Annotated in this window: 14 protein-coding genes; 7 read left to right on the plus strand and 7 right to left on the minus strand. The window is 68.6% G+C overall.

Annotated features, from left to right (window positions below; translation table 11 throughout):
* Window positions 1-65: 65 nt before the first annotated feature.
* Together LBW94_RS18900 and LBW94_RS18905 are read right to left on the minus strand one after the other, a co-directional pair.
* Window positions 66-248, minus strand: a complete 183-nt coding sequence (locus LBW94_RS18900) for a hypothetical protein (protein WP_225057084.1) — start codon at window positions 246-248, stop codon at window positions 66-68.
* A gap of 288 nt (window positions 249-536) precedes the next feature.
* Complete coding sequence (locus tag LBW94_RS18905) at window positions 537-965, minus strand: VOC family protein (protein ID WP_225057083.1); 429 nt, start codon at window positions 963-965, stop codon at window positions 537-539.
* A gap of 86 nt (window positions 966-1,051) precedes the next feature.
* Between LBW94_RS18905 and LBW94_RS18910 the strand changes: the two genes are divergently transcribed.
* Both LBW94_RS18910 and LBW94_RS18915 read left to right on the plus strand, forming a co-directional pair.
* Window positions 1,052-1,996 (plus strand): helix-turn-helix transcriptional regulator, encoded by a 945-nt coding sequence (locus LBW94_RS18910; protein ID WP_225057082.1) that lies wholly within the window; start codon window positions 1,052-1,054, stop codon window positions 1,994-1,996.
* On the plus strand, window positions 1,968-2,183 hold the full coding sequence (locus LBW94_RS18915) for an SAM-dependent methyltransferase (RefSeq protein ID WP_225057081.1): 216 nt from the start codon (window positions 1,968-1,970) through the stop codon (window positions 2,181-2,183). The genes LBW94_RS18910 and LBW94_RS18915 overlap by 29 nt, the downstream gene beginning before the upstream one ends.
* 1 nt (window position 2,184) lies before the next feature.
* Here LBW94_RS18915 and LBW94_RS18920 read toward each other — a convergent pair whose 3' ends face one another.
* A complete protein-coding gene (locus tag LBW94_RS18920) occupies window positions 2,185-4,767 on the minus strand; it encodes an ATP-binding protein (protein WP_225057080.1) in 2,583 nt (860 codons plus the stop codon).
* A 706-nt stretch (window positions 4,768-5,473) separates the two neighbouring features.
* On the opposite strand from LBW94_RS18920, the gene LBW94_RS18925 reads away from it, so the two are divergent.
* A complete protein-coding gene (locus LBW94_RS18925; RefSeq protein WP_225057079.1) occupies window positions 5,474-5,860 on the plus strand; it encodes a hypothetical protein in 387 nt (128 codons plus the stop codon).
* Window positions 5,861-6,022: 162 nt separating this feature from the next.
* Here the strand turns inward: LBW94_RS18925 and LBW94_RS18930 are convergent, their stop codons facing one another.
* Window positions 6,023-7,123: a DUF1152 domain-containing protein gene (locus tag LBW94_RS18930; protein WP_225057078.1), complete on the minus strand. Its 1,101-nt coding sequence runs from the start codon at window positions 7,121-7,123 to the stop codon at window positions 6,023-6,025.
* Between the two features lie 55 nt (window positions 7,124-7,178).
* Here LBW94_RS18930 and LBW94_RS18935 point away from each other — a divergent pair, with 55 nt between their 5' ends.
* From LBW94_RS18935 to LBW94_RS18945, 3 genes are all read left to right on the plus strand, one after another.
* A complete protein-coding gene (locus LBW94_RS18935; RefSeq protein WP_225057077.1) occupies window positions 7,179-7,916 on the plus strand; it encodes a GntR family transcriptional regulator in 738 nt (245 codons plus the stop codon).
* A 269-nt stretch (window positions 7,917-8,185) separates the two neighbouring features.
* Window positions 8,186-8,395 (plus strand): GntR family transcriptional regulator, encoded by a 210-nt coding sequence (locus LBW94_RS18940; protein ID WP_225057076.1) that lies wholly within the window; start codon window positions 8,186-8,188, stop codon window positions 8,393-8,395.
* Window positions 8,395-8,778 carry a hypothetical protein gene (locus tag LBW94_RS18945; RefSeq protein ID WP_225057075.1) on the plus strand — a complete coding sequence of 128 codons (384 nt, stop codon included), beginning with the start codon at window positions 8,395-8,397 and terminating at the stop codon, window positions 8,776-8,778. Before LBW94_RS18940 ends, LBW94_RS18945 begins: the two co-directional genes overlap by 1 nt.
* A 56-nt stretch (window positions 8,779-8,834) precedes the next feature.
* Here LBW94_RS18945 and LBW94_RS18950 read toward each other — a convergent pair whose 3' ends face one another.
* The 3 genes from LBW94_RS18950 to LBW94_RS18960 form a co-directional block, all read right to left on the minus strand.
* Window positions 8,835-9,467 (minus strand): hypothetical protein, encoded by a 633-nt coding sequence (locus LBW94_RS18950; protein WP_225057074.1) that lies wholly within the window; start codon window positions 9,465-9,467, stop codon window positions 8,835-8,837.
* Between the two features lie 266 nt (window positions 9,468-9,733).
* The gene (locus LBW94_RS18955) at window positions 9,734-10,291 is read right to left on the minus strand and encodes a TetR/AcrR family transcriptional regulator (RefSeq protein WP_225057073.1); all 558 of its coding nucleotides are present in this window, start codon (window positions 10,289-10,291) and stop codon (window positions 9,734-9,736) included.
* Complete coding sequence (locus LBW94_RS18960; protein ID WP_225057072.1) at window positions 10,288-11,322, minus strand: zinc-dependent alcohol dehydrogenase; 1,035 nt, start codon at window positions 11,320-11,322, stop codon at window positions 10,288-10,290. Before LBW94_RS18960 ends, LBW94_RS18955 begins: the two co-directional genes overlap by 4 nt.
* Before the next feature lie 317 nt (window positions 11,323-11,639).
* Between LBW94_RS18960 and LBW94_RS18965 the strand changes: the two genes are divergently transcribed.
* The gene (locus LBW94_RS18965; protein ID WP_225057289.1) at window positions 11,640-12,422 is read left to right on the plus strand and encodes a hypothetical protein; all 783 of its coding nucleotides are present in this window, start codon (window positions 11,640-11,642) and stop codon (window positions 12,420-12,422) included.

Below are 12,422 nucleotides of genomic sequence, written 5' to 3' on the forward strand. Positions count from 1 at the left end.
GGCAGGACCGCAGCGGCCCACGCGCGCCCGGCATCGGCGGCAAGTGGCCGGTTGCGAGCAGATCTTCAGCAGTCCCGGTCGGCCGCGCCGGAGGAGCAGGCGTGGGCGATCTGCGCCATCCCGGGGCCGATCAGTTCGGGAAGCCGGGGCAGGCCGTGCGCGGCGCACAACGCCAGTGCCGGGCCGGCGGCACTCGCGGCGGCCTGCGGTTCACAGGCAACAGGCTTGCAGCAGGGTGGCTTCGGCACGTGCTCGTGGCCGCTGCTGTGCCCCGATCTCTCGCACCAGGATGTCCGCCCTCTCACCCGCTTGCGCCGTCGCGGCGGGAGAGTGGTCGGCCAGCAGCAGCCGGATCGCGGCGCCCTGCCTCAGTTCCGCGCTGACAGCGCGGGTTCTGTTCTCCTGCGCGCGGTACCACGGCAGCTGGGCCAGTTCCGCGCGGACCTCGTCCGATACCGGAAGACCGCAGCGGATGAGATGTAGGCCGGACCGACCGCGCGGACGGGGACTGTCGCGACCGCTGGCCGGTCGCCGGGTCAAGCAGACGGTCGGACTCCGGTCCGGGTCCGGAGAATGTCCAGGTAGTGCTGGTTGTACATCACGCCGAGGATGTTGCCGTACGGATCGATGACCGAGGCGGTCACGAATCCGGGACCGCGTTCGGTGATCTGCTCGTGGACGACCGCACCGCCGGAGACCAGCCGCTCGACAGCGGCGGGCAGATCGTCGACGTGCCAATAGACCACGGCGCCGCCGGGGGTGTCGCCGGTGCCGGCCGGTGCGAACCGCCGGTCGATGATACCGAGTTCGTGCTGATGGTCGCCGAGCCGGAACTCGGCGTAGGCCGGGGTGCCCGCTATCTCGCGAACGAAATAGGGTGCCATGCCGAGCATTTCGGTGTACCAGCCGCTCGCGGCGGCGACATCGTCGGCGAACAGGGTGACCGTGCTGAGTCCTCGCAACATCGGAGGGTTCCTTTCCTGTGGATGTGTTTTCCATGATCCGGGCAAAAGTGCTCACCTTCTGAGCACTTTTCCGGCAGGATCGAGGCGTGCGGGCCGATCGCCTCTTGGCGGTGTTGTTGCTGATGCAGTCGCGGGGACAGGTCACCGCGGCGGAGGTGGCGGCCGAACTCGAGGTCTCGGTGGCGACCGCGCGGCGGGACCTGGAAGCCCTGTCCGCCGCGGGGATTCCGGTGTACTCGCAGCCCGGTCGCGGTGGGGGCTGGTCGCTGGTGGGCGGGGCGCGGACGGATCTGTCCGGTTTGTCGGCGGTCGAGGCGCGAGCGCTGTTCCTGCTCGCCGGTCCCGCCGCCGCGGCGTCCGGCGAGGCGAAGGCGGCGCTGCGGAAACTGGTCCGGGCGTTGCCACAGACCTTCCGTGCCGAAGCCGAAGCGGCCGCGCGGGCCACGATGGTCGACGACGTCCGATGGGGTGCGCGCACCCGGCCGCGCCCCGACCTGGTCGAGGCATTGCAGACCGCGGTGGTCGAGCGGCGCAAGGTGCGACTCGACTACACCGACAGCGGAAATCGCCGGTCGCAGCCGGTCGTGGAGCCGTGGGGAGTCATCGACAAGGACGGCACGTGGTACCTGGTCGCCGTTACGGCACGGGGTCGGCGCACATTCCGCGTCGACCGCATGACCGCCGCCGACCCCACCGGCGAAACCTTCGACCTGCCCGCCGATTTCGCCCTCGCCCGAGCCTGGGACGAGATCACCGGCACTGTCGAGGAATTGCGGTCCCGCACCCGGGCCACCCTGCTGATCGAGCAGCGCTACACGGAGATTCTGCGCGACCACTTCGGCCGGCACTGTCACGTCGAGGCCGAACTCGACGACGGCAGGGTACGCGTCCGCGTCGCGGCGCCGACCCCACTGGACATCGCCCGCCAGCTCGCCGGCTGGGGCGCTCTGATCGACGTCGTCGAACCACGGTCGGTGCGAGACGAATTGCACCGGATCGGCAGTGAACTGGCCGGCCGCTACGGGCCGTAGCGGTGCTCGCCGTGCGCCGCCGCCGACGGTCGCCGGTGGGTACCGCAGCCACCCCGAATTCGCCGCCCTGTTCGACGGTTTCGAACTGGTCGACCCAGGAGTCGTCTACGCCGCCTCCTGGCATCCGGACGGCCCCGACGACACCTCATACAAGACCGATCTCGCTGCGGTGGGGCGCAAGCCGTGAATCAGAGAGGTCCCAGAGAGGTGAGATAGGTTGTGGCGGCGACGGCTTCGGGCGTTCCGAGCCGTCGATAGATCTCGATGGCTTCGCGCAGGTTGACGACGGACGACCTGGAATCACCGAGATTCGCGTGGCAGTGAGCGAGGCCGTCCAAGGCGCGGGCTTGTTGATGCAGGATGCCGATGTCGCGCGCGATGTCCAGCGCAGCGGTGAAAATCCACGCGGCTCTGCCCGGCGCGCCGATCTGTAGGAGCAGATTGCCGATCTCGGTGAGTGTGTCGGCTTCACCGCGTCGATCTCCGATCTCCCGGGAGATCTCCAGGGCTCGACGAAGGTGTTCCCCGGCGTCGTGATGTCTCCCGGCCTGCACCTGAAGTGCGCCGAGGGCGGTCAGAGCGAATGCCTCACCGATACGGTGGTTGATTTCTCGTTGAATCGAAAGCGATCGCCGCAACAGGTCTTCGGCCTCGCCATGGTCGCCGGTGTGCTGACGCAGGCTCCCCAGCCATTGGAGTGCGTTGGCTTCCCCGAAACGGTTGCCGATCTCGTGAGAGGTCGTCACCGCCTGGTGGAGGATGTCATCGGCCTCACCGTAGGCGCCGGTCCATACCCGGATCATCCCGATGCCTACCAGTGGATTGGCTTCGCTGATGCGATCGCCGAGTTCGCGATAGATCTCCAATGTCTGCCTGTGCAGCGTGACCGCATCGTCGAATTCTCCGGTGTAGGTCCGCACGAAAGCGAGGATCGTCAGGATGTTGGCCTCACCGAAGCGGTCTCCGATCTTCTGGAAGATCGCCAAAGCCCGCCGTTGCAGGAGAACAGCCTTGCCGTAGGCGGCCGTCCACAGCCGTATATGAGCAAGCCCGAGAAGGGCATACGCCTCGCCGAAACTGTCCCCGATCTCCCGGAAGATCGCCAAAGCCTGCTGTTGCAGGTCTTCGGCCTCGGCGAATCGCCCGGTCTGAGATCGCACGAAGCCCAATGTGTTGAGCGCGGAGGCTTCATCGAGACGGTGACCGATCTCCCCTCGGAGGGCGGTCCTGGCCTGTTGGATAGGAGCATCGAACGTGTGATGCTGTCGGCTCTGCTCGTGTAGGGCGTGGAGATTCGTCAGCGCGGCGGCCCGGCCGATATGGTCGCCGAGGCGAGCCGAAGCTTCGGCCGCGCGCTGGTACAGGTCGGCGGCTTGTGACCACATCCCGTCTCGCTCCAGCAATCCGGCGACCAACCCGGTCAACTCCACCATTCGGGTCGGCCGTGCGTCTGTCACGTACTCGACACAGGCGAGCAGGTTGCGCCGTTCCGTGCGCAGCCATGCCAACGCCTCTTGCTGATCGGTGAAGATGGGCCTCCCGGAAGCCGCCGACCGGACATTGATACCCGAACTACTCCGGAAGCGGCGCGTCAGATGCCAATCGGCCGCCGCGGCAGTGTCGTGGAAATAGTCCAGGAGCCGGTCCATCGATCGATCGTTGTCGGCGACGATGTCACCGACCGTTGCCAGGGTGCGGGCATAATCACGTAGCAGGTCGTGTAATCGGTAACGGCCCGGGCCGGTTTCGTCGAGCAGGTGATCGGTGTAGAGCCTCTCCAATTCCCGCCTCGCCACCTGGACCGGAAGATCGGTCAGTGCCGCTGTCGCATAGGCATCGACTTCGGGCCCGGGATGTAAGCCCAATCGGCGGAACACTCGTTGCAACCGGGGAGGCAGATTCTGATACGACATCGTGAAAGCTGCGCGTACGGTTCGATCACCGGTATCGAGTTCGGCCAACCGGTCTGCGGCTGCCGAGAACTCTCCCGACAACTGATCGAGGCTCCACGCCGGATGATGGGCCAGGCGTCCGGCCAGCAGCACGGTTGCCAACGGTAGATACCCGCACAACCGCACGATCTTCGCGGCCGCAGCACGTTCTGCGACCGTGACGGTCATACGCTGCGCCAAGGACGTGAACAGTTCGGTGGCGGCGTCTTCCTCGAGAACGCGCAACGCCAACGGCTGTGCCCCGTCCAGCGCGATCAGGCGCCGACGGCTGGTGACCAGCGTCGCGCATCCGCTTCCACTCGGCAGCAGCGGCTCGATCTGGATGTGATCGCGGGCATCATCGAGAACCAGGAGAACCTGTTTGTCCGCGGTCCGATCACGCCACATGTCCCGCTGGCCGGTCAGGGTCTCGGGCACGAATCGAGGATCGACCCCGAGCCCGATCAGTAGACCGGTCAAGACCTCCGCCGGCTCGGTCGGCGCTTTACCGGGCGTGTGGCCGTGTAACTCCACGAAATACTGCCCGTCGGGAAACCCCGCCCTCAGTTCATGGGCAGCGCGGATGGCCAGAGCCGTTTTCCCGACGCCTGCCATGCCGTCGATGGTGTGAATCGACGGCCCTGATCCGCGTCTCGTGGTCAGGATCTGATTCAGTTCTTCCTCACGTCCGACGAGTGCGCCGACATCGTGGCGCAAGGTCGCGGTGACCACCGGGCGCGGCCGCGTGGTCCCGCTGCCGTCGGTCACGATGATCTCGCCGGTGTTGTCACCGGCGATATTCACTTGCCGGGCCCGGTCGCGGGCCTCGAATTCGGACACGAGATTCCTTCGTCAGCCGAAACTGATAGCTCCGATGGTGTTGCCGTAGAGACAGAGTCGACATCCGGAGAGCGCACCCGATGGCATCGACCCGGTTGTGTCGCCCGCTATGTCGCCCCGGCGATCAGCACGCCGCACAGGTTGTTCACCACCGTCGTCGCGCCGGATTCGATGATCGCGGCGTGGCCGGTCGGTGGCGCCTACTTGCCCAGGGATATTGCCGATATGACTGCGGCACTACCGGTTTCGCGGATCATCCGCCGATGGTTCCCATTGTAGATATGGTCGATTGACCATATTCGAGGCGTTCGCCATGATCTGCTCGGTGACTCTGGTGCAGAGCTTCGGCACCGGCTGTGCGGCGGCGGCCCTGATGGCACCGGCTTCATTACCCCTACCTCGACGAACGCGCCTCGTGGACGCTTCATCATAGAAGCCCGTGAGCGGCCTTGTTGCCGAATCGATAACGGAGAACGATGTTTTGGAGCTACATCGATTTCGAGAGCGCCGTATTCGTCTTTGCGAACGGCGATTTCACTTGCCGGGTGACAGCGGTCTTGTCGCTTCCCGGTTGGCGGGCCACCACGTTTCAGGTCGGCAGGCGCGAGAATGCAACCGGCAGAGTCCGGTTCGCGCACACGGGGGGCCTGCGCCGGTAAGGTGGGCGGTGGGTTCGGGTCTGGGACAGATCGAGGGGTTGGACATCATGGATCCGGTGACGCTGGGCGTCGCAGCGGCAGCGCTGCTGGCATCGAAGTTCGGGGAAGGGCTGGCCAAGGACGCGGGTTCCAGCACCTGGCACGCCGTCACCGGGCTGCGCGAACTGATCGGCGACAAATTCGGGCACGGGCGCGAAACTCCCGCTGCTCTACTGGAATTGACCGATGGTGCGAGTCCGGAGAAGCAGACCGCGGCCGCCGAGGTGATCGCAGCCGCTGTGCGCACCGATCCTGGATTCGCAGAGGCCCTGCACCGCCTGGTGGACATCGTCCGCGAGGACAAAAAGGTCGATGTATTCGTAGCCAGGGCTTATGACCAGGCGAAACAGCTGAACATTCAGGGCGGCAACACCGGCACCATCAACTTCGGCTGATAACCGAACCGAACCGGCACACTCGGATGCTCGGCCCGGCCCGCGCGGCTCGCGGCGGTGTCGGTGAGAGCACCTTCCCCGGCGGTGATGCCCGGCATCGGAATTCGCCTGCGAGAGTGTCGCCGCGGAGGCGCGGTCCGGCCGACGTGGCTGCGATCTGCCCTACCCGAGCACCGGGCAACGCCCGGAGGTGAGATACAGCGGACCGTGGAGATGATGGCTGCGGTGCGTGGTCAGTTGCACGCGCATCTCGTCGGCCGCCGGTCCGGCGGTGCGGCACAGTTCGAGAACCCGTCGAATGGTCAGTGCGTCGGCGCCCCGGGCGGTGGCGGTGCCGGCGTGGCGGTCGATGACGGTGAGCGGGTCGGTGACCGGCACCGTCGTCGAGGACCGGTCACGCCGGTCGCGTTCGATGTCGATGTCGGTGCGTCCCCGCGCGGCGCGGACGACGGCTTCGGCGTCGTCGAGGGATGTGGTGGCGGTCAGCCCGGCCGCGAGGGTGCCTTCGACGACTGCCGGCAGGTGCACGGTGTACACGCGGGTCTGTTCGTCGGTGACCGTGATCAGCGCGTCGCGTTGGGATTCGACGGTTCCGCGCCATCCTCCGGCGGCGACGGCCTGCAAGCCGTTGGCCTCCGAAGGGTGCCAGCTCCACATCGGCGCGTACGCGGCGACGTCGGCGGCGGTGAGGGTGAACGCCGGTACCGCGCCGAACCGGTTCAGCGCGGCGCGTACCTCGGGCACGGTCAGCTCACCGTCGAGACCGATTCCGGTGACCAGCAGCCGCGCGGGCAGGCCGGTGGCGGCCGCGGCGGCGGCGACGAGCGAATCGGCCAGCGGGCTGCGCAGCCCGGGTTCGGTGCCCGCGGCGAGGATGTCGCCGCCGACATCGACGACCACGAGTTCGGTCGCCTCGAAACAGCGTGCGGCGATGCGGAATAGGTGCGCGATTCCGACTGCTCCGCCGGTGGCGTCGATCAGGAGTACCGGGAGGTCGAGGGCGGCGGCGACCCGGGGCAGAGTGGATCGGCCGGGACCGTGCAGGGCCGCGTCCGCGGGGACCTGGAATACGCCGCCGAGGTCGCGCAGGCCCCGGAAGTCGCGGGCGTGGCGGGGGCCGGGGGTGGGGTCGACGATGTAGCGGTCCCAGCTCCAGCTCGCGATCGCCACGACCTCGAGATCGGGCAGCCGGTGGCGCAGGACCGCGGTGGTGATGGCATCGCCGCCGCCGCCGGCGGCGACGGCGATCGCTTTCTTCGGCATGCGGCGATGGTGGCACACTGCTGTCGGAGTGTCCTAGGCCACCGGAGGGAAGATCGTGTCCGGAATCGACGACCTGCCGCCGTACCTGCTGATCGCGCAGGAACTACGGGACCTGATCGTGCGCGGTGACCTGGCGCCGGGCGCACCGGTGCCGTCGGTCCGCGAGATCGCGTCCCGGTGGCAGGTGGCGCGGACCACCGCGAGCAAGGCGCTGGCGGCGTTGCGCGAGCAGGGTCTGGTCGAATCCCGCACCGGCAGCGGAACCTATGTCCGGCCACCGCACGCGGCGCCGGGCGCCCGGGAACGTTTCGTCCGCTCGGCACGGCTGGGGACGGCCTATTCGGACACCGAATCCGTGACGTTCCCCTTCGTCGGCCTGTCCCGTGCTCCGGAGCATGTCGCGACGCTGCTCGGGCTCGACATCGGTGCGCCGGTGATCGAACGCCGGCGGGTGATCAGCGACACCGAGGGCCCGATCGAGTTGTCCACCAGCTGGTTCGCCGCCGAGATGGCCGAGATCGCGCCACCGCTGGCACAGCCGCAGCAGATCCGTGGTGGCACGGTGAAACTGCTCGCCGACGCGCTGCGGATCCGCCCGGTGTACGCGCGCGAGCAGATGTGCGCGCGCACCGCGACCGGCTACGAGACAGCGGTGCTCGGCCTGACCGACGCCGCGGTACTGGTGTGCCGGTTGACGATCCACGACGGCAGCGGCCGCTCAGTGGAACTCGACGAAGCGATCTATCCGGCAAATCGCTGGGCCTACCGCCAGGAATACGCGGTAGATCTGTAAAGACACCGCCGATCGACAGGAAAATCTCCTCTCTACCCGGAGTGGCCTATGACGCTCGGTGAGCGAGTGTCATAGTTTTCTCATGCTGTCTGCGGTCCACTTCACGTCAGGCAGTGACCCACGGGGAATCGCCGACGCAGGGCTGCACCGGCACCCGCAACGGGTGAACGCCACGAGACAGAAGTGGGGACGGCACTGATGGATGGGGATTTCGACACCGGTCACCATGACGGCGATATGCGTCCACGGCACGTTCCCGGGGTCGGCGGATGACCCCGGCGGAGGTCAGAGTGTTCCGCACGCTGGCACCGGGCGGGCAACTGACAGTGGAGCAGATCCAGCGGGCCGCGGGCCTGACCCGGCGGACGGTACGCCGGGCCCTGGACCGCCTCAGCCGCGAGCACCTGGTCCTGGCGGCGTATCCACGCGGACGCTGGCGCGCGGCCCGAGCCTGGGATGCGCCGGCAGGACAGCCGTGATGAACGGACTCACCGAGATACTGCCGGCCCTCGCGATCCCGCTGGCGGTGCTGTTCGCGGCGGTGTTCTGCCCGCCCCGCCCCGAGGGTGCCGATCGATGGCGTCGACGACGGCGGGACCAGGCGGTCACCGCCGACACGGCCGAACCGATCCGGCCCGAACACGCCGAGGGAGGCTGGGGGCTGGCGGGCAACCCACCCCGGTATCTGATCAAGCACGCCTACGGTTTCCGGTTACGCGTGACGTCCTCCGGGGCGAAAGCGTGTGCGTGGCTGGTGACCCGCGACAACCGGTTCGTGCGACAGGACTCGGCGCGATCGGTGGCCGAGGCCAAGCAGCGGGCCGAGACCTGGGCTCGCCTGCACAGCACCACCCAGCTTTGACAGCGACTCGACCGCTTGACCCACAATGACTTTCGTGCAGAACCGGTGGCCGGCGGTCAGGGCTGGACGAAGGGTTTGAGAAAGGCGATCAGCTCGTCCGACGACGGTGGCGCGTAATAGTTCTGGACCTGCGCGTCGTTGTCGAAGAACACGAACATCGGGCAGGATTCGTCCGCGCTGGCCAATGTGGTGGCGCCGAGCACCTTTCCGGTGGTGGCCTCACGGACCGATACGTTGTACGTCGTCGAATTCAGCTTCACCGTATTTTTCGTCGGCTTGTCGCCGTCCTTGTAGCCGTCGCAGGTTCGGATTTCGTCGGCTGTAGCGATCTGCACACAGGCGACCGTGTCGATCCGCGTGTAGGCATCGCCGGCGGAGTCGGACTGCACCATCCAGTCGGCCGGCAGAGTCGAGGTGTCCTCCACCAGGTTCGCCTTGTTGTCCGGTGACAGCATGACCACCTTGTGCGACCCCGCCGCCGAATAAGGTGCCGCGCGCGACACGGTCGCGCCCTGGCACACGCCCTTGAAATCGCTGCCCGTCAACGTCATCGGTACTACCGGCGTCGTGGCGGGCGCCGCGCCGTCCCCGCGCGTGTTGTCCCCGCACCCCGCGACCGTCACCATCGCCACCGGGATCAGTGCCAATCCCCGCCACGCTCGTCTCACGTTCGCGATCATCTCGACCATGCCTGCATATTGCGCCGTTGCGATCCTGCGCCGGGTGGAGTGCTCATGTTCCTCGTCTCTGGTGACGGACTGCCGGCGGCGCCGGCCCGAGCGGAAGAGTCGGGTCCGCGGCCCCGGGGCAGGGGCCCGGGGCACCGCCGGTCGATCCTCGAAGACAGGTATGCGCCGGGGTTACAGTCCCGCCCCGCACGTCATCGCCTCGCTCCACCCGGCCACTGAACGTCGCGAAGTCCCGGCCGCGCGCCGACCCGGCGGTGGAACCGGATTCACCGCCGTGCGAGGGCGGCGTCGACGAGGGTGGTCGCGGCGGCCAGGGCGGCGCGAGCGACGAGCCCGGGGTCCCGCATCTGGGCTTGGGCGATGGCACCGTCGAACAGGATGGCGAGTTGATCGGCAATGCTGTTCGGGTCGGTGATTCCGGCGTCGTGGGCCAGGACACGGAATTGGTCCCTGGTGGCGGTTTTGTGCCGCTCGGCGACGGCGCGTGCGGGGTGTCCGGGGTCGGCGAGTTCCAGGCTGGCGTTCATGAACGGACAGCCGCGGAATCCCTTGCTGGTGAACCAGATCTCCAGCAGGGTGAAGCCGCCGAGCAGGCGCTCGCGGGCGGTGCCTGTCGCGGTCGCGGCGGCCAGCATGGCTTGTGCGGGCTCGTCGCGGGCTTCCAGGACCGCCACGACCAGGTCGTCCTTGGTGGGGAAATGACGGTAGAGGGTCATCTTGCTGACGTTGGCCTCGGCGGCGACGCGGTCGACGCCGACGGCGCGAATACCTTCGCGGTAGAAGAGTTTCGAGGCGGTTGCCAGGACCCGCTCGCGCGGGGTCACGGCGTGAACACCAATTTGGTGTAGTCGTGCGCGGTCAGGGCGTCGGCGGCGTCGGCGAAGGGGACGACGCGCGTGGTGACGGGTGTGGGGTCGAAACGTCCGGAGGCGAGCAGGTCCAGCAGTGCCGGGGCGTCGCGGCGGGCGTGGATGCGGCCGGTGAGGAAGGTCGAGTTCATGGTGTACAGCGCGAGCAGGGGGAGCCGGGGTTGCGCGGCCGGATCGAAGTAGATGGCGGTGCAGGTGCACACACCATCGCGGTCCAGGCTCGCGAGCGCGAGGGACAGACCACGGATGTCTCCGGACGCGTCGACGGTGATGGGGAACCTGGCGTCGAGCCGGTCCGGGATGTGGTCGAGGGTTTCGATGCCGTAGCTCTCGGCCACGGCCCGGCGGGCCGGGTCGGTGTCGAGGTAGAGCACCCGTTCGCTGGCCAATGCCTTGGCCTGGGCTGCGGCATAGAGACCGATCGACCCGGACCCGGCGCCACCGACGACGAGTACGGGCGCTGCGGGGCGCTGGGCGAGGTGGGGTGCGACGGCGCGGAAGCCGTCGGTGAGGTTGTCGGAGGCTCCGGCGGCGGCGGTGGCGGTCAGGCCCGCCGGGACCGGGATGAGCATCGCGTCGGCATAGGGAACGTGGATCAGGTCGGCGAGGAAGCCACCCCACCGGGTGCCCTGCTCACCGAGCCCGAATCCGTAGGTCGACATCAGGGGCACGCTCAGGCAGTTGCCGGTCCGGCCTGCCCGGCACGCGGCGCAGGTGCCGCAGTTGATCTGGAAGGGGACGACCACGCGGGCACCGGGCTGCACGCCGCGCACGCCGTCGCCGACCTCGACGACTTCGGCGACACATTCGTGGCCGAGGACGAACGGCGGCTCGAACGGCGTACGGCCGCGGATGATCTCGATGTCCAGGTCGCAGGTGGCCACGGCCAGCGGCCGGACGACGGCCTCGCCGCTGCCCGCGGCCACCGGGTCCGCGACATCGCGCCACTCGAGCCGGTCTCGGCCGGCGAAGGTCAGTGCTCGCATGGCTGTACTGTACTGTTCTGTATCGTTGCCCGGCAAGGCCGAATGTCCGGTGAACCGACTCGGACGGAAATCCTCACTGTTCGGACATCCGGTGTCACCGCGCAGTAGCCGCGCAGCGAATCCCGCGGTGGGCCGTCGATTCTTCGATCTCCGCGGTGCTGCCGCCGCTCAGGCGGGCCCCCGGTGGCGCGGACGCGAGCCGGGTCCGGGGCCGGAATCCGCTATCGCGCAGGAACCGGACAACTCCTGGTAACACAATGTCCGCGAGATCCGACGGAAGGGCAGTCGTAGCCACAACATTCGGAAGGAGTTCGCAGATGTCGGCAAGGATGTTCTCGGCGGTGGTGGTTGTGGGGGCCGCGGTCGCTGTGTACGCGTCGTCGGCCGCTGCGGCTCCTGCCAGCACGACGCCGGAGCCGGTCCCGGGCATCACCCTCGGCGGCGGGGTGGGGGTCGGTGGGCTCGACGCGGGCGGCGGGGTCGGCGTGGGCGGCAACGGTGTGACCATCGGCGGCAACAGCTCCGTCGGCGGCGGCGCGGCCCCGACGGGCAGCGCCTCCGCCGGCGGCGAAGCGGGGATCGGCGGGAACCCGGTCGTGCCGGGCCAGGCCGCACCGGGAACCGGGATCGGCATCACCGCGGGCGGATCCGCCCAGACCGGTGGCAGCGCCCAGACCGGTGGCACCGGTGGCGGTAGCGCACAGACCGGCGACGGCGGCTCGGCGCAGACCGGTGGCGGTGCGGGCCTGGGGGTCGGCATCGGCGGCTCGGCCCAGACCGGTGTCGGCGGGGGTGTCGGGGCGGGCGGTTCGGCGCAGACGGGTGGCGGTGTCGGCGTGGGCGGCACCGGGGGCGGGCAGGCCGGGGCCGGCGGCTCGGCGCAGGCCGGCGGCCTGGGCGGCATCGACCTGGTCACCGCCGGGGCAGCGGCGGCCGGCGCGGACACCGTGTACGGCATGGCCATCGCGCCGGACGCGACCACCGGTATCGCCGGCGGTCCGGCGGTCACCGACCTGGTCCCGCCGGGCGGTTACGTGATCCCCAAGGGTGCGCCAGACACCGGTGCCGGTGGGATGGCCGCCGAGGTCAGCGGCAAGTGA

This window comes from Nocardia sp. alder85J (genome assembly GCF_020176955.2).
Taxonomy (GTDB): Bacteria; Actinomycetota; Actinomycetes; order Mycobacteriales; family Mycobacteriaceae; genus Nocardia.